Raw genomic sequence first — 19,894 nt, 5'->3', positions numbered from 1 at the left:
ACTATAAACGTTGGTTCATTTGAACAACCATTTTATCCTTCCATTCTCTAAAAGTTCCAGCAATTATTTGTCTTCTAGCTTCACGAACTAACCACATGTAAAATCCTAAATTATGAATAGTAGCAATTTGTTTTCCTAAATATTCATTTGCTGCAAACAAGTGACGAAGATATGCTTTTGTATATTCAGTATCAACAAAAGTATGTCCCATTTCATCAATAGGAGAAAAATCAGCTTCCCACTTTTTGTTTTTTATATTAATTGAACCATATGCTGTAAACAACATTCCGTTTCTTGCATTACGTGTTGGCATTACGCAATCAAACATATCAATTCCTAAAGCTATATTTTCTAAAATATTGATTGGCGTTCCAACACCCATTAAATATCTTGGTTTATCTTCCGGAAGAATTGCAGTAACAATTTCTGTCATTGCGTACATTTCTTCTGCTGGTTCACCAACTGATAATCCACCAATAGCATTTCCTTGTGCTCCAGCATTTGCAATATATTCTGCAGATTGCTGTCTTAAATCTTTATAAGTACTTCCTTGAACAATTGGAAAAAACGTTTGTTCATAACCATATTTAAAAGGAAGGTGTTCTAGATGATTTATACATCTATCCAACCAACGATGTGTCATATGCATAGAACGCTTTGCGTAACGATAGTCACACGGATAAGGAGTACATTCGTCAAAAGCCATGATAATATCTGCACCAATAGTTCTTTGAATTTCCATTACATTTTCTGGTGAAAAGAAATGATACGAACCATCAATATGACTTTTAAACTTTACACCCTCTTCTTTTATCTTTCTGTTTGAAGAAAGTGAGTACACTTGATAACCTCCTGAATCTGTCAAGATATTTCTATCCCAATTCATAAATTTATGTAAACCACCTGCTGCTTCAAGAATTTTAGTCTGTGGACGCAAATATAAATGATAGGTATTTCCAAGAATAATATCTGGATTAATATCGTTTTTTAATTCACGTTGGTGCACTCCTTTTACGGAAGCAACTGTTCCAACAGGCATAAAAATCGGCGTTTCAATTACACCGTGATCTGTTGTTATTTTTCCTGCTCTTGCTTGGCTTTTAGGGTCTCTTGTAATTAAATCGAACTTCATATAAAAATTTTACTCGGCAAATATAATTGTTTTCCAAACGTTGCCTTAGCTTTTAAACTATTATTTAACATAGAAAAAAGTAATTTTTATGAAAATTATAGAACAATTTGTGAAAACATTGTAATATTTTTTGTTCTTAAAAACGTAAATTTATATAATTAACAATTAAATATAAAATCATGAAAAACAATAAAAATCCAAAAGAAGGAGCGATTAAATCGAAATTAGATGCAATGAATTATCCAGCCTCTGAAGACATTTACAATAACAATAAAGAAGAAAAAGAGATTAATCCGGAGGATATTTCAAAAACAAAGTCAACTGATACTACTCCCGGAAAAATGAACGAAAAATCATTTGAAGACGTTAAAACTGGAATTGATTTAGATGTTCCTGGCGCTGAACTTGACGATGTACAAGAAAACATTGGAAGTGAAGATGAAGAAAACAATTATTATAGTCAAGCTGATACAAAATAAAAACTATGTCAATACAATCGATTAACCCTTATACATTAGAAAAATTAAAGTCATTTAATGAAATGACAGAAACTCAAATTGAAGAAGCAATTACAAAAGCACACAAAACTTATCAAACTTGGAAACTTACTTCCTTTGAAGATAGAGCTAAACTTTTAAATAAAGTTGCTTCAATTATTAAAGAAAAGAAACCAGAGCTTTCAAAATTAATCACAGCCGAAATGGGAAAATTAATTAAGCAAGCTGAATATGAAATTGATTATGTTGTTTCTATTTTTGAATATTATGCCAAAAATGGAGAGTCTTTTTTAGCCGATGAAACTTTAAAAGTTGAAACTGGTGAAGCTTTTATCAGAAAAAGCCCTGTTGGAGTTTTGTTAGGAGTTGAACCTTGGAACTTCCCCTTTTATCAAGTTGCTCGTTTTGCTGCTCCAAACATTATGATTGGAAATACAATTTTATTAAAACATGCCTCAAACGTACCTCAATGTGCAAAAGCAATCGAAGATATTTTCAAAGAAGCAAATGCTCCAGAAGGTTTGTATACCAATTTATTCATGCCTGGTTCAAAAGTTTCTAAATTATTAGATGACAAAAGAATTCAAGGTGCTTCTCTAACAGGAAGTGAAAAAGCTGGTGCATCATTAGCAGAAGCTGCAGGAAAAAACATTAAAAAATCTGTTTTAGAACTTGGAGGAAGTGATCCTTTCATCGTGTTAGAAGATGCCGATATAGACAGAGCAACTACTCTAGCTATTTACGGAAGAACCGTTAACAATGGACAAAGTTGTGTAGCTTCTAAACGTTTTATTGTAGTTGAAGAAGTTGCCGATGAATTTCTATCAAAATTTACAACTAAAATGAGTGCTTTAAAACTAGGTGACCCAATGGATGTTAAAACTCAACTTGGACCTCTTTCGAGTGAAGGCGCCTTAAACACTATTCTAAAACAAGTTGAAAAAGCAGTTTCTCAAGGAGCCAAAATTGAAACTGGTGGTAAAAAAGCTGATTTGATAGGGAACTTTATGCAACCAACAATAATTTCTAACATAACTCCAGAAATGGATTTATATAAGGAAGAATTATTTGGACCTGTGGCGAGTTTTTATAGGGTGAAAAATGAAAAAGAAGCAATTGAACTAGCTAATGCTACCGATTTTGGTTTAGGTGGTTCTGTTTTTTCAAAAGATTTAGAAAGAGCCAAAAATGTAGCCAATCAAATAGATTCTGGAATGGTTTTCATCAACCAACCAACAAAATCCTCAACAGAATTACCTTTTGGAGGAACAAAAAGATCGGGTTATGGTCGCGAATTATCAGCATTAGGAATTGATGAATTTGTCAATAAAAAATTAATTCGAGTTATTTCTGAAAATGACAAAATGTAAGTTTGAAAACAAACAATAAAAAATGTCTTGCCTAGGTAAGGCATTTTTTTTTGTAGATAACTTTTGAAAAGTCGCTTTTTGTTAGTAGAAATAAATCGCAATAAACTGCTTATATTTGTACTTTCAAATTTTAAAAATAAAATGAAACCAAACACACAACAACTACACGATTTAACTACACAAGTTAGAAGAGACATTCTTAGAATGGTACATGCTGTAAATTCAGGTCATCCAGGTGGTTCTCTTGGCTGTACAGAATTTTTAGTTTGTCTTTACCAAAACCTAATGGAAAGAAAAGAAGGTTTTGACATGGACGGAATGAATGAAGATGTATTCTTTCTTTCTAACGGTCACATTTCTCCTGTTTTTTATAGCGTTTTAGCCCGTAGTGGTTATTTCCCTGTAAAAGAATTAGCAACTTTCAGATTATTAAACTCTAGATTACAAGGTCATCCAACAACTCACGAAGGTTTACCTGGAGTTCGAATTGCTTCTGGTTCACTTGGACAAGGAATGTCTGTTGCACTTGGAGCTGCTCAGGCTAAAAAACTGAACAATGATTCAAATCTAGTTTATACTTTACATGGTGATGGTGAATTGCAAGAAGGTCAAAACTGGGAAGCAATTATGTATGCTTCTGCTAAAAAAGTAGATAATATTATAGCTACAATTGACCTTAACGGAAAACAAATAGATGGAACTACAGATGAAGTTTTACCAATGGGAAGTATAAGAGCCAAATTTGAAGCTTTTGGATGGGATGTATTAGACATCAAAGAAGGTAACAATATTGATGCTATTTTAGCTGGTATGACTGAAGCAAAATCTAAAACCGGAAAAGGAAAACCAGTTTGTGTCCTTTTACATACAGAAATGGGTAACGGTGTTGATTTTATGATGTATACTCACGCTTGGCACGGAAAAGCACCTAATGATGAACAATTAGCAAATGCATTAGGTCAAAATGCTGAAACTTTAGGAGATTATTAAAAATGACTAAATTTCACTTTTTATTTTTTCTCATTATAAATGTAATGTCTTATGGCCAAACGGAAGGAGTAAGTCTTGATTTTGACAACATCTCTTTTGCTAAGTTTACAAATAAGTACACCAATTTTGTTGGCGAACATATTGAAATAAGAAATTCAAAAGATTCTACGTACAGAATTACTATTATACAGAATGAAAAATATAAAAAGGCTGAATTATTCGATTTAAAAAACAATATAGAAGCAACCTTTGATTTAAACTTTACTTTTAAAAAAATAGAAGATTTAAACCGGTTGAAATACAAAAGTTCTTACGCTATATATGGTAATAACTATCATGATAAAAGGGATACTTTCACAGAGGTTACTTACGTAAAAGATTCTATTGAAAACAAGATTACTGTGCGTTCGGCTTTATATGTTTATACAAATAGAAAGAAAAATAAAAAGAAGATTTTAAAGGATGGATATTATATTTTTAATACGATTCCAAATCAAAAAAATTATTATAATTACCAAAAAAGTAATTTTATAAATGAATTTAAAATACCTTTAACTAAAGATGATGTTTTAGTGAGATTTATAAATGTTACGGGTGACACCATAAATACAGAATTAAATTATACAGAAACTAAAGAAGTTGAATTCAATTTTAAATTTTACTTTTAATTCAAATCAAAATGAAAAAATATACAAATACAGGAAATAAAGATACACGTTCAGGATTTGGTGCTGGTTTAACAGAACTAGGTCAAAAAAACGAAAACGTAGTAGCACTTTGTGCAGACTTAATAGGTTCATTAAAAATGGACGACTTTAAAAAGAATCACCCAGAACGTTTTTTCCAAATTGGAATTGCAGAAGCAAACATGATTGGAATCGCAGCTGGATTAACCATTGGAGGGAAAATTCCATTTACTGGAACATTTGCAAACTTTTCTACTGGAAGAGTTTATGATCAAATTCGTCAATCAGTAGCTTATTCAGATAAAAATGTTAAGATTTGTGCTTCTCACGCTGGTTTAACGCTAGGTGAAGATGGTGCAACGCATCAAATATTAGAAGACATTGGATTAATGAAAATGCTTCCGGGAATGACCGTAATCAACACTTGTGATTATAATCAAACTAAAGCAGCTACAATAGCCATTGCTGATCATCATGGCCCAGTTTATTTACGTTTTGGACGTCCAAGCGTAGCTAATTTTACACCAGAAAACGGAGAATTCGTAATTGGAAAAGCTGTTTTACTTAATGAAGGAACAGACGTAACAATTGTTGCTACCGGACATTTAGTTTGGGAAGCTTTAATTGCTGCTGAAAAACTAGAAGAAAGAGGTATTTCTGCTGAAGTCATCAATATTCACACAATAAAACCTTTAGATGAAGAAGCAATTCTAAATTCAGTTGCTAAAACGGGTTGTGTTGTTACTGCAGAAGAGCACAATATATTAGGAGGATTAGGAGAAAGTGTTTCAAGAACTTTAGTTTCCAACAATCCAGTACCTCAAGAATTTGTAGCTGTTAATGACAGTTTTGGAGAAAGTGGAACACCAGACCAACTAATGGAAAAATATAAATTAAATAATGAAGCTATTGTGAATGCAGCTATTAAAGCAGTTTCTAGAAAATAAATTTATAATTATTTAATTGACATAAAAAAACCAATTCTTTCGAATTGGCTTTTTTATGTTTGTAATTTATCTTTTTATTGACAACTTGAATCTAAATGCTTTTTTAAAGTTCCACCACTACATGTTGGAATATTAGCAAATTCGTAATATTGTTTATCGCCATTTACATCAAAGTACTTAACCTCTTCTTTAGTTATAGTACCATCATTATCATCATCAATATCTAAATAATCTGGCACACCATCACCATCCGTATCTAATAAACTTCCGTCTGTTTTTGTGGGATCATAATATTCATATACAGATAAAACTCTATCACTATCATGATCAATATGTTTCTGATTAATCAATTTGAAATTAAAAACTAAAGGAGAATATTGAGGAATAACACCTATAGAACCATTATAGTAAGCAAATGCTGAAGGTAAAAACATTACACCTGCACCATAGTTTTGATAAGTAACCGTACCATCAGGGTTTTCAATCGACGTTCCAGTCTTAAATTGTGGTATAATTTCTCCCCAACCTGGAACAACATCTTGTAACATAAACCAAACAGGACTTTCAGCAGTATCGAAAACAGTATTATCAAATAAAGTTCCTTTGTATGAAACGAAAGATGAATCGACTTTTATTGGACTTTCTCCAGCAGCATCACCTTCATTTAAAACAAGATAATACAACTTATAAGTTAAGTCATTTCTATCAACCATTTTAAAAGCAAGATTTGACATATTCTTAATAGGAGTTTCTGTTCCACCTGTTTCAATTTTAGTAAAAGTAGTATTAAAATCAGCATCAACAGTTACAAAATGAGTTGCTAAAAAATCCTCAATTGCAGCTTCATCTATTGGGTATTGCTCTGCATAAGGTTTCGGTGGCTCTGCATAAACATTATCATCACTAGGACAGCCAGCAAAAACAGTTGCCAATAAAACAAAACACAATACTTTATAAATATTTTTCATTCTTTTCCTTTTTATAGTGGTGCAAGATACAATTTTGATTTATTTTTGTAAATATATTTAACATACATTTTAAAAATAAATGAGAATAGATAAATACTTATGGTGTATGCGATACTACAAAACCCGAAATATAGCTTCTGAGGCTATAAAAAAAGGGCATGTTACTGTTAATAATCAAACAGCTAAAGCATCAAGAGAAGTTTTTACTTCAGATAAAATTACATTACGAAAAGACCAAATTAATTATAAAATTACGGTTTTAGATATTCCTCTAAATAGAGTTGGAGCAAAATTGGTTGATATGTATAGGAAAGATGAAACTCCACCAGAAGCTTTTGAACATTTAGAGTTATTGAAATTATCCAAAGATCATTACAGGGCTAAAGGTGATGGAAGACCAACCAAAAAAGACCGTAGAGAAATAGATGACTATATTTGGGAAGAAAAAGACGAAGATGCCAAAAAAGATGAATAAAGAATTTTGGGAAAATAGATACAAAAGCAATGAAACCGGTTGGGATGTAGGTAAAATTACAACTCCATTAAAAGAATATATTGACCAAATTGAAAATAAAGAACTAAACATTCTAATTCCTGGCGCAGGAAACGGACATGAATTTGATTATTTGATTGAAAAAGGCTTTTCTAATATAACAGTAATTGATATTGCCGAACAACCTTTAGAAGCGCTAAAAAAAAGAAACCCTAGTTTTACGAAAAACTTTATTCAAGGTGATTTTTTTGATTTAGCAAAAACTTTTGATTTAGTAATTGAACAAACCTTCTTTTGTGCTTTAAATCCAGAATTGAGAACAAAATATGTTACACAAATGCATTCTTTACTAGAAGAAAACGGAAAATTAGCTGGATTACTTTTTGATTTTCCACTTACAGAAGTTGGTCCGCCTTTTGGAGGTTCTGAAGAAGAATATTTAAAATTATTTTCAGAAAAATTTAATATAAAAACATTAGAAAAATCATATAATTCTATTAAACCACGAAAAGATAGTGAACTCTTTTTTATCTTTGAAAAAAAATAAACTAACATGCAAAATATAATATTAAACAAAGAAGAGATACAGCATAAAACAAAACGTATAGCTTATCAAATTTATGAAACTTTTGTAGATGAACAAGAAGTAGTTTTGGCTGGAATAAGTAAAAGTGGTTTTATTTTTGCTCAAATAATTGCTGATGAATTACAAAAAATTTCTCCAATAAAAATAACTTTATGTGAGGTCTTTATAAACAAAACAAATCCTCAAGAAGCTATAAAAACATCTATTACTAAAGAAGAATATAGCAATAAAGGTTTAGTACTTATTGATGATGTTTTAAATTCAGGCACTACACTTATATATGGTGTAAAACACTTTTTAGAAGTTCCATTAAACAAATTCAAAACTGCTGTACTTGTTGATAGAAATCACAAAAAATATCCTGTAAAAGCAGATTTTAAAGGTATTTCTCTTTCAACTTCTTTACAAGAACACATTCAGGTTGTCTTTGAAAAAGAGAATATGTATGTCTATTTAAATTAATTGAAGAATTTCTTTAACTATTTCTTTTTTAGATTTCCCGTTAACAACAACAGTAAACTTTGATTTTTGATAATAATAATTTCTATCAAAAAGATGTTTTGCAATATATTCATGCAACTCATCTTCTGATAAATTCTTAATCAAAGGTCTTTTTGCTCTTTTATCTTTTAGTTTTGCTGTTAAATTATCAATACTTGCTTTCAAATAAATCGAAACAACACCTTCATTTTGCAATAAAAGATGATTATTGGCATAACATGGTGTTCCTCCACCAAGGCTTAAAATAAAATTTTCTTCCTTTTCTATAAAGTCTTTAAATAATTGGTGCTCAATTTTTCTAAAATAGACTTCTCCTCTATCTTTAAAAATTGAAGAAATCGAAGAATTCTCGCTTTTTTCAATGATTTCATCTAAATCAAAACAAGGAATTCCTGATTTTTTGGAAAGTTTTTTAGACAAAGATGTCTTCCCTACACCCATATAACCTAATAATATTATTTTCATATTTCCATTAATTCGTTACATAACAAGCATTTATAAAAAATGATTAAAAAAAATACAAATTTATAATAAAATCCCATTGGTTTTTAAATAATAGGTTTTATATTTGCACCCGCATTCAGGGAATAATATTGAATGACTTGGTAGCTCAGTTGGTAGAGCACATCACTTTTAATGATGGGGTCCTGGGTTCGAGCCCCAGCCAGGTCACAATTTTACAATTATCGAATGAATGCATCGACTTGGTAGCTCAGTTGGTAGAGCACATCACTTTTAATGATGGGGTCCTGGGTTCGAGCCCCAGCCAGGTCACTTTAAAAAAGTTAAGCATCACGCTTAGCTTTTTTTTGTTTTAGGCCATGTGGAGAAACGGTAGACTCGCCATCTTGAGGGGGTGGTGCTCGCAAGGGCGTGAGGGTTCAAATCCCTCCATGGTCACATTAAAAAAAGATAAACAATACATTTTGTTTATCTTTTTTTTATTTTTATTGCACAAACTAATATTTTTTATTACTTTTGTTTAACGAAAATAGAAAAACAATGAACAGTGTAAAAAATATATTTAGCATTAAGGACTTTGAAAACCTTTCAGGCATAAAAGCTCACACTATCAGAATCTGGGAAAAACGATATAATATCCTTGAACCAATGAGAACTGATACAAACATAAGATGTTATGATATTAAAAACCTTCAAAAGCTTTTAAACATTGTACTACTTCATAACTATGGTTATAAAATATCTAAAATTGCTCAACTAAGTCCGGAAGAAATTCCTTTAAAAGTTAAAGAAATCATATCTTCAAAAAGTGCCAAAACACATGCTATTAAATCATTCAAAATGGCAATGATGAATTTTGATCACACTTTATTTTTCAACACCTATGAAGAGTTACTTAAAGATAAAACTTTCAAAGAGGTCTTTAATGAAGTTTTTATTCCTCTAATGGAAGAATTAGGTTATTTATGGCAAACTGATACTATTTCACCTGCACATGAACATTTCATTTCTTATTTAATAAAGCAAAAACTTTTAAGCATAACAGAACAAATTCAAAGCAAACCTGCAATAAAAACAGATAGAGTGTATGTTTTATATCTACCTTTAAACGAAATTCATGAATTAGGTTTGATGTATTTAAATTATGAGTTTTTAGATAATGGCTATCAAACTATTTATTTAGGAGAAAGTGTTCCTGTTGAAAGCTTAATTGATTTAAAAAATTATTTTGAAAAAATAACCTTCGTAAGTTACCTAACTGTTGAACCAACTGCTGATAATTTAGATGAATACATAGAAAAAATAGAAGAAAGTTTATTAAAAGACACCCATCATGAATTAATATTATTAGGAAGGTTAACTTCTGAAATAAACAAGTCTAAACTATCTGACAAAACTAAAGTTTACAACTCAATATCTGAATGTGTTACAAGTTTATAAAATGAAAAATAAAATTTCAATTATTGGTTCTGGTTTTTCGGCTTTAGCTGCTTCTTGCTATTTAGCTCAAAAAGGTAATGATGTGACTATTTATGAAAAAAATAGCACTATTGGAGGAAGGGCTAGACAATTAAAAAAAGAAGGATTCACCTTTGACATTGGTCCAACTTGGTATTGGATGCCAGATGTATTTGAACGTTTTTTTAGTGATTTCAATAAAAAACCATCAGATTATTACGAATTAATTAAATTGAGTCCAGCTTATCAGGTATATTTTGGTAAATTAGAATTTGTTACTATAGCTGATAATCTTGAAGAAATAATAATTACATTTGAATCTATAGAAAAAGGTAGTGGAGAAGTTTTAAGAGACTTTATGGATGAAGCGCAAAGCAATTACAATATTGCGATAAAAGATCTCGTATATCGTCCCGGAGAATCTCCAATGGAATTGATTACATTAGAAACATCAAAAAAAGTAAATCAATTCTTTAGTAACATATCAAAAGACGTTAGAAAAAGGTTCAAAAACACCAAGTTAATTCAGATTTTAGAATTTCCAGTTTTATTTTTAGGTGCAAAACCAAGCGATACACCTTCGTTCTATAGTTTTATGAATTTTGCTGATTTTGGATTAGGAACGTGGCATCCAAAAAACGGGATGTATTCAGTAATTCTAGCCATGGAAGCTTTAGCCAAAGAATTAGGTGTTAAGATTAAAACCAATTCAAACGTTGAAAAAATATTTGTTGTAAACGGAAGTGCAACAGGAATTCAAGTAAACGGAAAAGTAATTAATAGTGATATTGTTTTAAGTGGCGCAGATTATCATCATTCTGAAACTTTATTAGAACAAAAAGACAGACAGTATTCAGAGAACTATTGGGATAAAAAAACATTTGCACCTTCTTCTCTCCTATTCTATGTAGGTTTTGATAAGAAAATAGAAAATGTAGAACATCATTCATTATTCTTTGATGTTGATTTTGATGTGCATGCTTCTGATATTTATGATAAGCCAAAATGGCCTGAAGAACCTTTATTTTATGCTAGTTTTCCATCAAAAACAGATGAGAATTCTGCTCCAGAAGGAAAGGAAGCTGGAATATTTTTAATTCCATTAGCACCAGGCTTAGAAGATAATGATAAATTAAGAGATCAATATTTTGAAAAAATAATGACTCGTTTTGAAAAACTAACAAATCAAAAAGTAAAAGAAAACATAATCTTTAAAGAAAGTTTTTGTGTAAATGACTTTATAAAAGAGTACAATTCATACAAAGGAAATGCTTATGGAATGGCAAATACATTATTACAAACAGCATTTTTAAGACCAAAATTAAAAAGTAAAAAAGTTAAGAATTTATATTTCACTGGACAATTAACAGTTCCTGGCCCAGGAGTTCCTCCAGCATTAATTTCTGGAAAATTAGTATCAGATTTAATAGAAAAATATCAATAATTATGAAAGCACTATTTGACAAAGTTTCAAATGAATGTAGTGTAAAAGTCACTAAAGCATACAGCACTTCTTTTTCGAGTGCCGTAAAAATGCTTGCACCTTGCATTAGACAAGATATTTATAACATTTATGGTTTTGTACGTTTTGCAGATGAAATTGTAGACTCATTTCATGATTATGATAAAGAATTTCTATTTGCTAAATTTGATCAAGATTTAGCCGATGCACTAGAACACAAAATAAGTTTAAACCCAATTTTAAACTCTTTTCAACATACAGTAAATAAGCACAATATTCCACAAGAAATGATTCATGCTTTTATGAAAAGTATGAAGTTAGATTTAAGTAAAAATGAATATTCAACTACTGAAGAATATCAAGAATACATTTATGGTTCTGCAGATGTAGTTGGTTTAATGTGTTTGAAAGTGTTTGTAAAAGGAAACGATGAGAAATACAATGAATTAAAAGATTCTGCAATGCGATTAGGTTCAGCGTTTCAAAAGGTGAATTTCTTAAGAGATTTAAAAGCTGATTTTGAAGACTTAAATCGAACTTATTTTCCAAATACAGATTTGAATCACTTAGACGAAAAATCGAAACAAGAAATTATTGCTGATATTGAAAGTGATTTTGAAGCTGCATACGAAGGCATAAAAAACTTACCTTTGGAAGCAAAATTTGGAGTTTACACAGCTTATCGTTATTATAAAAAACTGTTGAAAAAGTTACAAAAAACTCCTTCTTTGGAAATTAAAAATACACGAATTAGAGTTTCAGATTATCAAAAAATGCAGCTTTTAGCTAGATGCTACGTTAAATACAGATTAAATATTATTTAAAATGTTTGTCATTCTGAACTATATTCAGAATCTTAAAAAATTAATTATCAATAGTCAAAAAAGACTCTGAATCAGGTTCAGAGTGACAGAAAAAAGAGTCTACAATTAAAAACAAAAATTATGTTTCTTCAGATATTTATATTTATACTTACATTTTGCCTAATGGAATTTATGGCTTGGTTTACTCATAAATACGTTATGCACGGATTTTTGTGGAATTTACACGCAGATCATCACAAAAAAGACCACGATTCTTGGTTTGAACGAAATGATGCTTTCTTTATATTTTATGCAATTGTAAGCATAACTTGTTTTTATACTTGGAGCATTGGCTCTTTTAATTTTGGATTAGCTATAGGATTAGGGATTTTAGCTTATGGAGTAGCTTATTTCTTTGTTCATGATATTTTCATACATCAAAGGTTTAAGATATTTAGAAACGCGAACAATAGATATGCAAAAGCTTTAAGAAGGGCTCACAAAATGCATCACAAACATATTGGAAAAGAAGAAGGTGAATGTTTTGGAATGCTTGTTGTTCCTTGGAAGTATTTTAAAAAATAATTAAAAAAAAGCTCCAATTAAGGAGCTTTTTTTTATTTCATAATATCTTGTAAAGGTTTGAGTTGATCCAAATTTATATTTGATTTTTGAATCAAACCAATAATTTTCATAATATGCATTGGATTCATATCTTTTCCTAAAATTCTAACCACTGCAAATCCATTTTCTTTCTTATTTGCAAAAAGTACAAACTCATTAATATGATCATCATCACCCACAAAATAGATTGAAGCACCATCATTTCCAGAGCCAAATTTCATTAATTCGTTGTATGAAGTTGTATCTTTTAGAATTGTTTTGACTTTTTGAACCTCAACATCATAATTGCTTTTATTACTTTCTTCTTTTTTAAAAGCCAGTACATTCATTTTTTCAAATGATTTTAAAGCTTCTTTATCAGAAGCTGTCAATGACATTTTTTCAGTATTTATAATATCTGAACCTAAATCTATAGCTACAAAATCTTTGGATTCTGTATTGTCTACAAAGTATTTTTGCAAACTTGGTTTGGTATTACAACTTACTAAAGTGACTATTGAAAATAAAATTATAATTAAATTTCTCATCTTATTTTTTTGAAGCTTTTTTTAATTCGTCTTTACCTGGTAAGTTTAATCGTTCTGTTAAAGATGATATTTCATCCAAATCAAATTCACCTGTTAATGATAGCAATACAGAAGGTGTGTCTTTTGAACTGCTTTCCATAAACATCAATAACTCTTTGACAATTGTACTATTTCCAACTGATTTGACGTAAATTTTTACATTTTTACCATCACTGTTTGCACGCATCAATTCTTCTAAAGGATTTGACTTTAAGTAAGACGTTACAGAAGATTCCATTTCATTGGCAATCTTTGCGCTACTTGTTGTTAATACTTTTAAATTGTCCAATTTTTTAAGCAAATTAAGGTATTGTTGCATTTCTTTATCTTTTGCATCAACCTTAACTTTACTCATCATTTCGAACATTTTTTTGCTCACGTTTACTGAACTAACACCTTCTTTACCTTCAAACTTATCAAAAGAAGATTGGGCAAACAAAAATGCTGGTAAAACGACTAATAATAAAACGATTGCTTTTTTCATGATTTTTATTTAAAAATTATTTTTTTAGTTTTTTCATATTCTTCAATATAAGATGCGTTTTCCAGACCAGAATTTATATTGTTGGCGACCAATTGCAAGGCTTTGTGTGTTTCTACAAAAGCTTCTTCCGGACTTTCAAACGTATCTAAATTTTCTTGTTTTGGTGTGTTATTTTGTAAAAACATAAATACAATTAGGGATACAAATACAAGACTTGCTGCAACACCAAACCATTTAATATAATTATTTTCCTTTTTTGGAAGTATAAATTCTTTAGCTGTTTCATTTTTAGCAACTTTATAATATCCAAAAAGAGACTGATATTTCGCCAAATGCAAAGGCACATTACCACTAGAAAAAAAGTTTTTTAAAACTCGTTCCTCTGCTAAAGAAGTATTACCTTCTAAATACTTTTCTATTAATTCTTCCGTTTTTTGCAATTCCATAATCTATAATTGGCTAAATTTTTCTCTAATTGTTTTTCTTGCTCTTGACAATGCAACTCTAATTGCTGTTTCATTCATGTCTAAAACTTTAGCAATCTCAGCAAATTCATATTCTTCAATCTCTCTCAACTGAACAATTATGCGTTGTTGTTCAGGTAATGAGTTTATTATTTTTTCAACATTATATAAATTATCTTTACTAATTATCTGATTTTCTAAAGATAAATTATCGCTATAATTATTATGTGTAATTGATAAGTTATTACTTCTCTTTGCTTTCAGTTGATCTAAACAATAATTTTTTGTCATGGTCATTGCCATAGCTTCAACATTTTTAAATGCACTAGTTTCAGCTTTCCATAATTTTAACAAAACTTCTTGAGTTGCATCTTCTGCTTCCTCATTACTTATCAACATCCTTTTGGCTAAACGATACAGCTTATCCTTAAAAGGTTTAATTAGAGTTATAAACTCATGTTGTTTCATGTTATTCGTTTGTTTATAAAGTTAAGACGAATGTAAATTAAAATTGTTACAATAATTTAAAATAATATAAATTTACATACCAAAATAGGAACTTTGTAGTTATAATAATAAATTGCTAAAAAATTAAAATCCTTTTATGAAAAAAGTCTTAAAGTCAATATTATTAACAATATGTTTTTTGTTTATTTTTCAAAGCTGTAGTGATGATTATGACGATGTGTTGCATTACAGAAATACTAATGAATTCATTTGGACAGGTTTAAACCAATATTATTATTGGCAAAAAAAATCTCCTGATTTAGTTGATAATAGATTTGCAACTGATGCTGATTTTCAAAATTTCTTAACCAACTATACTCCTGAATCTTTATTTAGGCATTTAAGATATGAGCCAGGAAATATTGATAAATATAGTGTAATTTTCAGTGATTACAATGTTTTAGAATCCGCATTACAAGGTACTTCTAAAAATAGTGGTGCTGATTTTGGATTTAAAAGAAAAACACCTGGTTCAACTGAAGTATTTGGTTTTGTGCGTTATATTCTTCCAAATTCTGATGCCTCTACAAAAAGCATTCAACGAGGAGATATTTTTTATGCAGTAAATGGTGTGCCGTTAACTGTTGATAGTGATGGCTTTTTAAATCCTTCTGGATTATCTGATGATACTTTTACATTAGACATGGCCGATTATGACAATGGAAACATTACTCCAAACGGAAATACAATCACTTTAACTAAAACTCCTTATTCTGAAAATCCTGTTTTAATTAAAAACGTACATCAAGTAGGAAGTAAAAAAGTAGGTTATTTAATGTATAATGGTTTTTATTCTAGCTATGAAGGTGAATTGAATAATGCTTTTGCTTATTTTCAAGGAGAAGGAATAACACATTTGGTATTGGATTTACGATATAATTCAGGTGGATCTGTAAATGTTGCTACAAATCTGGCTAGTATGATTACTGGACAATTTAACGGACAAATTTTTGCAAAACAAGAATGGAACGAAAAAAGAATGAGTTATTTTAATTCTGTAAATCCAGATGCATTACTCAATAAATTCACTAATACTTTAAGTAATGGAAGTGGAATTAATAGTTTGAATCTAACCAAAATTTATGTTTTAACAACTAAATCAACAGCTTCTGCTAGTGAATTAATTATAAATAGTTTAAAACCATATATTGATGTCACTCAAATTGGTGATGTTACAACAGGAAAAAACGTTGGTTCAATAACCATATATGACTCACCTACTTTTAGAAAAGAAAATTTGAACCCAAATCACAAATATGCCATGCAACCAATTGTCTTAAAAATTCTAAATAAAAATGGTATTGGTGAGTATTCAAGTGGAATTTTACCAAATGTTACTTTTACAGAAAATTATGGAAATCTAGGCATTTTAGGAGAAAACACTGAACCTTTATTAAATTTAGCCTTAAATCATATAAATACAAACGGAAGAATTAACTTAAATTCCAACACAAAAGTATTTGAACATGTTACAGATTCTAAAAACTTAGATAGAATTGAAAAAGGAATGTATATCGAAAATCCTCCAAGCTTAAAATAGAGAATAAAAAAAGGCTTCCAATTGGAAGCCTTTTTTTATATATAAAATTCTAAATTAATTAAAGTAAAATCCAGCAGGAATAACTCCTACAGTAAAATCGTTTTCTAATGCTCCTGTATTAGAATAGATATAAACTTTTCCGTTTGAATTATAATCAGCGGCATCACCTACATATATTTTATTGTTTTCAACAGCAAAACTATAAATACCATAAACTCCTTGTCCAACTGTTGAGAATAAAGATGTTGTTGGTAAACTTGAAGCCGTTAAACTCATTTTAAAAACATCAGAATCTTGCGTATAAAAAATAGAATTATCAGCAATATATAAATTGGAAGGATGATTTCCAACAGCAAAATCTATCGAAGTGGAAACCGTTTCTGTATCTAAATTTATTTTTATTAATTTCCCTAAAGTCTCATCATTTGTCCATGAAGCTTTTCCTCCACAAATAACGTATAAACTTCCATTTTCAATTTGTAATGAATTAGGTACATCACCAACATTAATAGTATTTGTAACAGTGTTTGAAGTAGAATTAATTACAGAAACTGTATTTCCATAACCATAACCTCCTTGGTGAGCAACATATAACTTTCCGTTATTTTCTACAATTCGTTCTGGTCCTTCTACAACAGGAATTGATCCTGAAACTGTATAATTTGTCAAATTTAATGTAGCCACATAATCATCAGTTGTTACACCACCATCACCCCAATTAGTAACATATCCTTTTCCATTAGCAAAAGCAATGAACCTTGGGTTATCTAAACCTGAATCAATTGTAGCCACATATTCTAATGTATAACGATTTATAATTTCAATTTTATTTGAAGCATTTAAAACTACAAAAGCTAAATCATTATAAAAACCAACATCTTGACCCGTATTACCAAGTACTTTTGTTGGATTAACCGCTAAAAAAGCATTGTTTTGAAAAGTAGCAAAGTCATTTGACAAATAAGAAATAGAACTGTTGTCTTGTCCAAAGTTTCCTTGATTTAAGATTAGCACACCATTATCATAAGCTCCTAATGGCAAATTATCAGTAGTTCCATTATTGTCATCATCAGAACATGAAGCAAAAAACACAGCAATTGCTGCAATCATAATTACTCTTTTAAAAATCATTGTATTAAAAATTAAAGGTTAAATTCATCATATAATTACGACCAGGCATTGGTCTCGATAAAACATTTTGATAAGGTTTGTTTTCCAAATTCAGAATCTGAAATCCAAGATTTAAAGGTTTTTTAGCACCTATTTTATAATCTAAAGAAACATTAGAAACTAAATACTCTTTCAGTTCATAAGAATTATCACTAGAAGTAAAAACAACACCATTAAACAAATTTTGATAAGTGAAAGTGGTTCGCTTATATTGAAAAGCTATACTTGAAGTTGCTTTATGAAAAGGAACATAAATCAATTGTTTGTTGGTATCGTCATTTTCTGAAACCGTATAAGCATAAGTACCATTTATTTGAAGGCTTGAATTAGTGAAATTCTTATTCCAATGAAACAAAGCTTCTAATCCATAAATAGAAACATTATCAGTATTAATAGGCTGCCACAAACCAGAAGCATTTGGCAACCAACGCAACATATCCGTGATTTTAGAATAAAAAGCAGTTGTAGTTAAAGAAGCTTTTTTATAAGTAAAAACTTGACCCATTTCAGCTTGCAAAGCACTTTCTGGTTTCAAATTTAAGTTTCCACTTCCTTGCCAATACAAATCATTGAATGTCGGAATTCTGAAGTTTTTTGACCCTGAAAATTTTATCGCATACCAATTTGACAGTTGAATATTTCCTCCTAAAGAATACAACAACGGACTTTTATAATTAGAAGTGATCTCTTTTCTAAGACTCGCTTCATAAGATAATTTATCATTTATTTGATGCTTGAACAACAAACTAAAAGAACCTATTTCTCTTTTGTTATTTGACAAACTAGAGCCACTTCCTGAATTTTGAGTGTAATCTATAATTGAATTGACTTTAATTTTTGAAGTCCAATTGTATAACAAATCATATTTAGCAATAAATGTATTGGCATTTCCAGTTGAGAAATTCTCTAAAGCTTTATTTTCAAAATATTTATATTCTTCAGTTAAATAAGCGACTTTAGTTTTTGATGTGAACAAACCTGAATAATTAGTCCATTCCAATAAATTTCTAGTATTGAAATCTAAATAGTTACTTTTTGAAGGGGAAGCAATTGTGCCTGAAAAATTTCGACTACCATCAAACAAATAACTAAAAAACTTAATTTCATTATTCCTATTTATTCTATAACCTATATGTGAATTGAAACTTGTATTTTCATATTGACCGTTTTCATTTTTCTTATCAAAACCAATGTATTCATAATCATTTTCAGATTGATTGTGCGATATACTTGCATTTACAGAAATCTTATCGGTTGCAACATCTAAAGTATAATTGGCTCCAAAAGTTGAAAAACTTCCATAATTTAATTGCAGTTTATTTATAAATTGATCTTTAAAAGAAACATCATTATTTAAATGAATCGTTCCTCCAACAGCACCACTTCCATAAATTACACTTCCACCACCAGCTCTTACCGTTATGGAATTAAAATCTCGTGTACTTAAAGTATTAAAATCAGTTTGACCATTTAATTGAGAGTTGATATTTATTCCATTCCAAATAACAGCGGTTTGTTGAGCAGTAGTTCCTCTAAAAGAAGGTGAAGAAACCATTCCATTACCATTTTCCTTGAAATAAATCACTGAATTATAACGCAACAAAGCAGTCAATGAAGCTTGATTTTTTTGAATCACACTATCATTAAGTTGGCTTGTATTTTGAGTGTCTGAAAAGTTTTTTAATTGCGAATCGGTTAGCACTACTTCTCGTAAATGAAAAATAGAATCTTGTTGTGCCCAAATAAGAGAACAAGCAGTTAACGCAAAAAACAAAGCTAATTTTTTAAACATATCTTATAAACTTTTCTTCCCGAAAGTCATATTTAGTTAATAAATTAGGCAGGTCTCCTGGCTTGCGTCTTGTTATTCACCTTCCCAAGAATCTGAAACAAGTTCAGATAACTCAGTGGTAATGTAGATAATAACAAGCTTAATAGCTTACAGTTGCGGGAACAGCTCAAGAATTAGATTGTAGATTTTTGATTTCAGATTTTTGATTTCAGAAGCTTTATATTCTTAAATCAGCAATCGTTAATCATCATTCAGCAATCTTCACTCGATTCCCTTTTAATGCTGTTCAAAATTGAACAAGCAACCTTAATTCTGATGCGAAGATACTTTATTTTGGGTTAAAAAGTAATACAATAAATGTTTTTTGTATATTTGATTAACTGTTAAATGTT

At 29.7% G+C, this 19,894-nt stretch carries 22 protein-coding genes, 3 tRNA genes and 1 riboswitch; of the genes, 16 read left to right on the top strand and 9 right to left on the bottom strand.

Translation table 11 applies throughout. The features are described from left to right. Nucleotide 1: 1 nt before the first annotated feature. Nucleotides 2–1,132, bottom strand: a complete 1,131-nt coding sequence (tgt, locus tag AAC008_RS14130; protein ID WP_339890081.1) for a tRNA guanosine(34) transglycosylase Tgt — start codon at nucleotides 1,130–1,132, stop codon at nucleotides 2–4. A 179-nt stretch (nucleotides 1,133–1,311) separates the two neighbouring features. On the opposite strand from tgt, the gene AAC008_RS14125 reads away from it, so the two are divergent. From AAC008_RS14125 to AAC008_RS14105, 5 genes are all read left to right on the top strand, one after another. Further along, nucleotides 1,312–1,611: a hypothetical protein gene (locus AAC008_RS14125; RefSeq protein WP_339890079.1), complete on the top strand. Its 300-nt coding sequence runs from the start codon at nucleotides 1,312–1,314 to the stop codon at nucleotides 1,609–1,611. Between the two features lie 5 nt (nucleotides 1,612–1,616). Beyond that, on the top strand, nucleotides 1,617–2,999 hold the full coding sequence (locus AAC008_RS14120; protein ID WP_339890077.1) for an NAD-dependent succinate-semialdehyde dehydrogenase: 1,383 nt from the start codon (nucleotides 1,617–1,619) through the stop codon (nucleotides 2,997–2,999). A gap of 141 nt (nucleotides 3,000–3,140) precedes the next feature. Next, nucleotides 3,141–3,989, top strand: a complete 849-nt coding sequence (locus AAC008_RS14115; protein ID WP_339890075.1) for a transketolase — start codon at nucleotides 3,141–3,143, stop codon at nucleotides 3,987–3,989. A 2-nt stretch (nucleotides 3,990–3,991) separates the two neighbouring features. Then, nucleotides 3,992–4,657 carry a hypothetical protein gene (locus AAC008_RS14110; protein WP_339890073.1) on the top strand — a complete coding sequence of 222 codons (666 nt, stop codon included), beginning with the start codon at nucleotides 3,992–3,994 and terminating at the stop codon, nucleotides 4,655–4,657. Nucleotides 4,658–4,668: 11 nt separating this feature from the next. Then, on the top strand, nucleotides 4,669–5,622 hold the full coding sequence (locus tag AAC008_RS14105; RefSeq protein ID WP_339890071.1) for a transketolase C-terminal domain-containing protein: 954 nt from the start codon (nucleotides 4,669–4,671) through the stop codon (nucleotides 5,620–5,622). A gap of 74 nt (nucleotides 5,623–5,696) precedes the next feature. Here the strand turns inward: AAC008_RS14105 and AAC008_RS14100 are convergent, their stop codons facing one another. Continuing rightward, nucleotides 5,697–6,590, bottom strand: a complete 894-nt coding sequence (locus AAC008_RS14100; RefSeq protein WP_339890069.1) for an FKBP-type peptidyl-prolyl cis-trans isomerase — start codon at nucleotides 6,588–6,590, stop codon at nucleotides 5,697–5,699. 79 nt (nucleotides 6,591–6,669) lie between these two features. On the opposite strand from AAC008_RS14100, the gene AAC008_RS14095 reads away from it, so the two are divergent. The 3 genes from AAC008_RS14095 to AAC008_RS14085 are packed head-to-tail and all read left to right on the top strand — an operon-like array spanning nucleotide 6,670 to nucleotide 8,131. Beyond that, nucleotides 6,670–7,065, top strand: coding sequence for a S4 domain-containing protein (locus AAC008_RS14095; RefSeq protein WP_339890067.1), 396 nt, complete (start codon nucleotides 6,670–6,672; stop codon nucleotides 7,063–7,065). Then, nucleotides 7,058–7,630 carry a methyltransferase domain-containing protein gene (locus AAC008_RS14090; protein ID WP_339890065.1) on the top strand — a complete coding sequence of 191 codons (573 nt, stop codon included), beginning with the start codon at nucleotides 7,058–7,060 and terminating at the stop codon, nucleotides 7,628–7,630. The genes AAC008_RS14095 and AAC008_RS14090 overlap by 8 nt, the downstream gene beginning before the upstream one ends. 6 nt (nucleotides 7,631–7,636) lie before the next feature. Then, a complete protein-coding gene (locus tag AAC008_RS14085; RefSeq protein WP_339890063.1) occupies nucleotides 7,637–8,131 on the top strand; it encodes a phosphoribosyltransferase family protein in 495 nt (164 codons plus the stop codon). Here the strand turns inward: AAC008_RS14085 and AAC008_RS14080 are convergent. Next, entirely contained in the window at nucleotides 8,123–8,635 is a 513-nt protein-coding gene (locus AAC008_RS14080; RefSeq protein WP_339890062.1) for a shikimate kinase, read from the bottom strand. The genes AAC008_RS14085 and AAC008_RS14080 overlap by 9 nt on opposite strands. Nucleotides 8,636–8,769: 134 nt before the next feature. Here AAC008_RS14080 and AAC008_RS14075 point away from each other — a divergent pair. The 7 genes from AAC008_RS14075 (at nucleotide 8,770) to AAC008_RS14045 (ending at nucleotide 12,940) form a co-directional block, all read left to right on the top strand. Then, nucleotides 8,770–8,842, top strand: a tRNA-Lys gene (locus AAC008_RS14075). 29 nt (nucleotides 8,843–8,871) lie between these two features. Then, nucleotides 8,872–8,944: transfer RNA gene (locus AAC008_RS14070), tRNA-Lys, on the top strand. 43 nt (nucleotides 8,945–8,987) lie between these two features. Continuing rightward, nucleotides 8,988–9,070 (top strand) — tRNA-Leu (locus tag AAC008_RS14065). Between the two features lie 102 nt (nucleotides 9,071–9,172). Further along, nucleotides 9,173–10,072, top strand: a complete 900-nt coding sequence (locus AAC008_RS14060; RefSeq protein ID WP_339890061.1) for a MerR family transcriptional regulator — start codon at nucleotides 9,173–9,175, stop codon at nucleotides 10,070–10,072. A gap of 1 nt (nucleotide 10,073) precedes the next feature. Next, nucleotides 10,074–11,534 (top strand): phytoene desaturase family protein, encoded by a 1,461-nt coding sequence (gene crtI, locus AAC008_RS14055; RefSeq protein WP_339890060.1) that lies wholly within the window; start codon nucleotides 10,074–10,076, stop codon nucleotides 11,532–11,534. Between the two features lie 2 nt (nucleotides 11,535–11,536). After that, complete coding sequence (locus tag AAC008_RS14050) at nucleotides 11,537–12,376, top strand: phytoene/squalene synthase family protein (protein WP_339890059.1); 840 nt, start codon at nucleotides 11,537–11,539, stop codon at nucleotides 12,374–12,376. Between the two features lie 120 nt (nucleotides 12,377–12,496). Next, on the top strand, nucleotides 12,497–12,940 hold the full coding sequence (locus tag AAC008_RS14045) for a sterol desaturase family protein (RefSeq protein WP_339890058.1): 444 nt from the start codon (nucleotides 12,497–12,499) through the stop codon (nucleotides 12,938–12,940). Between the two features lie 32 nt (nucleotides 12,941–12,972). Here AAC008_RS14045 and AAC008_RS14040 read toward each other — a convergent pair whose 3' ends face one another. Genes AAC008_RS14040 through AAC008_RS14025 form a run of 4 tightly spaced genes read right to left on the bottom strand, consistent with a single transcriptional unit; the run spans nucleotide 12,973 to nucleotide 14,961 of the window. Further along, on the bottom strand, nucleotides 12,973–13,506 hold the full coding sequence (locus AAC008_RS14040; protein ID WP_339890056.1) for a DUF4252 domain-containing protein: 534 nt from the start codon (nucleotides 13,504–13,506) through the stop codon (nucleotides 12,973–12,975). A gap of 1 nt (nucleotide 13,507) precedes the next feature. Beyond that, a complete protein-coding gene (locus AAC008_RS14035; RefSeq protein ID WP_339890055.1) occupies nucleotides 13,508–14,029 on the bottom strand; it encodes a DUF4252 domain-containing protein in 522 nt (173 codons plus the stop codon). 5 nt (nucleotides 14,030–14,034) lie between these two features. After that, entirely contained in the window at nucleotides 14,035–14,475 is a 441-nt protein-coding gene (locus tag AAC008_RS14030; protein WP_339890054.1) for a hypothetical protein, read from the bottom strand. Between the two features lie 3 nt (nucleotides 14,476–14,478). Next, complete coding sequence (locus AAC008_RS14025; RefSeq protein ID WP_339890052.1) at nucleotides 14,479–14,961, bottom strand: sigma-70 family RNA polymerase sigma factor; 483 nt, start codon at nucleotides 14,959–14,961, stop codon at nucleotides 14,479–14,481. Between the two features lie 136 nt (nucleotides 14,962–15,097). Between AAC008_RS14025 and AAC008_RS14020 the strand changes: the two genes are divergently transcribed. Then, entirely contained in the window at nucleotides 15,098–16,540 is a 1,443-nt protein-coding gene (locus AAC008_RS14020) for a S41 family peptidase (RefSeq protein WP_339890050.1), read from the top strand. A 54-nt stretch (nucleotides 16,541–16,594) separates the two neighbouring features. On the opposite strand, the gene AAC008_RS14015 is transcribed toward AAC008_RS14020, so the two are convergent. Both AAC008_RS14015 and AAC008_RS14010 read right to left on the bottom strand, forming a co-directional pair. Continuing rightward, the gene (locus tag AAC008_RS14015; RefSeq protein WP_339890049.1) at nucleotides 16,595–17,671 is read right to left on the bottom strand and encodes a DUF5074 domain-containing protein; all 1,077 of its coding nucleotides are present in this window, start codon (nucleotides 17,669–17,671) and stop codon (nucleotides 16,595–16,597) included. A gap of 4 nt (nucleotides 17,672–17,675) precedes the next feature. Beyond that, nucleotides 17,676–19,502 carry a TonB-dependent receptor gene (locus AAC008_RS14010; protein ID WP_339890048.1) on the bottom strand — a complete coding sequence of 609 codons (1,827 nt, stop codon included), beginning with the start codon at nucleotides 19,500–19,502 and terminating at the stop codon, nucleotides 17,676–17,678. A gap of 29 nt (nucleotides 19,503–19,531) precedes the next feature. After that, nucleotides 19,532–19,826, bottom strand: a riboswitch (cobalamin riboswitch). Nucleotides 19,827–19,894 lie beyond the last annotated feature (68 nt).

It is taken from the genome of uncultured Flavobacterium sp., from assembly GCF_963975515.1.
Classification (GTDB): Bacteria; Bacteroidota; Bacteroidia; order Flavobacteriales; family Flavobacteriaceae; genus Flavobacterium.
The sequence above is the reverse complement of the archived record's forward strand: the minus strand, read 5'-3'. Positions and strand labels throughout refer to the sequence as shown.

Coding starts and splice junctions, on each gene's coding strand:
- AAC008_RS14110 (WP_339890073.1), top strand. CDS start 3,992: ATGACTAAATTTCACTTTTTATTTTTTCTCATTATAAATGTAATGTCT.
- AAC008_RS14090 (WP_339890065.1), top strand. CDS start 7,058: ATGAATAAAGAATTTTGGGAAAATAGATACAAAAGCAATGAAACCGGT.
- AAC008_RS14050 (WP_339890059.1), top strand. CDS start 11,537: ATGAAAGCACTATTTGACAAAGTTTCAAATGAATGTAGTGTAAAAGTC.
- AAC008_RS14040 (WP_339890056.1), bottom strand. CDS start 13,506: ATGAGAAATTTAATTATAATTTTATTTTCAATAGTCACTTTAGTAAGT.
- AAC008_RS14015 (WP_339890049.1), bottom strand. CDS start 17,671: ATGATTTTTAAAAGAGTAATTATGATTGCAGCAATTGCTGTGTTTTTT.
- AAC008_RS14030 (WP_339890054.1), bottom strand. CDS start 14,475: ATGGAATTGCAAAAAACGGAAGAATTAATAGAAAAGTATTTAGAAGGT.
- AAC008_RS14060 (WP_339890061.1), top strand. CDS start 9,173: ATGAACAGTGTAAAAAATATATTTAGCATTAAGGACTTTGAAAACCTT.
- AAC008_RS14025 (WP_339890052.1), bottom strand. CDS start 14,961: ATGAAACAACATGAGTTTATAACTCTAATTAAACCTTTTAAGGATAAG.
- AAC008_RS14085 (WP_339890063.1), top strand. CDS start 7,637: ATGCAAAATATAATATTAAACAAAGAAGAGATACAGCATAAAACAAAA.
- AAC008_RS14100 (WP_339890069.1), bottom strand. CDS start 6,590: ATGAAAAATATTTATAAAGTATTGTGTTTTGTTTTATTGGCAACTGTT.
- AAC008_RS14035 (WP_339890055.1), bottom strand. CDS start 14,029: ATGAAAAAAGCAATCGTTTTATTATTAGTCGTTTTACCAGCATTTTTG.
- AAC008_RS14125 (WP_339890079.1), top strand. CDS start 1,312: ATGAAAAACAATAAAAATCCAAAAGAAGGAGCGATTAAATCGAAATTA.
- AAC008_RS14020 (WP_339890050.1), top strand. CDS start 15,098: ATGAAAAAAGTCTTAAAGTCAATATTATTAACAATATGTTTTTTGTTT.
- AAC008_RS14045 (WP_339890058.1), top strand. CDS start 12,497: ATGTTTCTTCAGATATTTATATTTATACTTACATTTTGCCTAATGGAA.
- AAC008_RS14115 (WP_339890075.1), top strand. CDS start 3,141: ATGAAACCAAACACACAACAACTACACGATTTAACTACACAAGTTAGA.
- AAC008_RS14080 (WP_339890062.1), bottom strand. CDS start 8,635: ATGAAAATAATATTATTAGGTTATATGGGTGTAGGGAAGACATCTTTG.
- AAC008_RS14105 (WP_339890071.1), top strand. CDS start 4,669: ATGAAAAAATATACAAATACAGGAAATAAAGATACACGTTCAGGATTT.
- AAC008_RS14010 (WP_339890048.1), bottom strand. CDS start 19,502: ATGTTTAAAAAATTAGCTTTGTTTTTTGCGTTAACTGCTTGTTCTCTT.
- AAC008_RS14120 (WP_339890077.1), top strand. CDS start 1,617: ATGTCAATACAATCGATTAACCCTTATACATTAGAAAAATTAAAGTCA.
- crtI (WP_339890060.1), top strand. CDS start 10,074: ATGAAAAATAAAATTTCAATTATTGGTTCTGGTTTTTCGGCTTTAGCT.
- AAC008_RS14095 (WP_339890067.1), top strand. CDS start 6,670: ATGAGAATAGATAAATACTTATGGTGTATGCGATACTACAAAACCCGA.
- tgt (WP_339890081.1), bottom strand. CDS start 1,132: ATGAAGTTCGATTTAATTACAAGAGACCCTAAAAGCCAAGCAAGAGCA.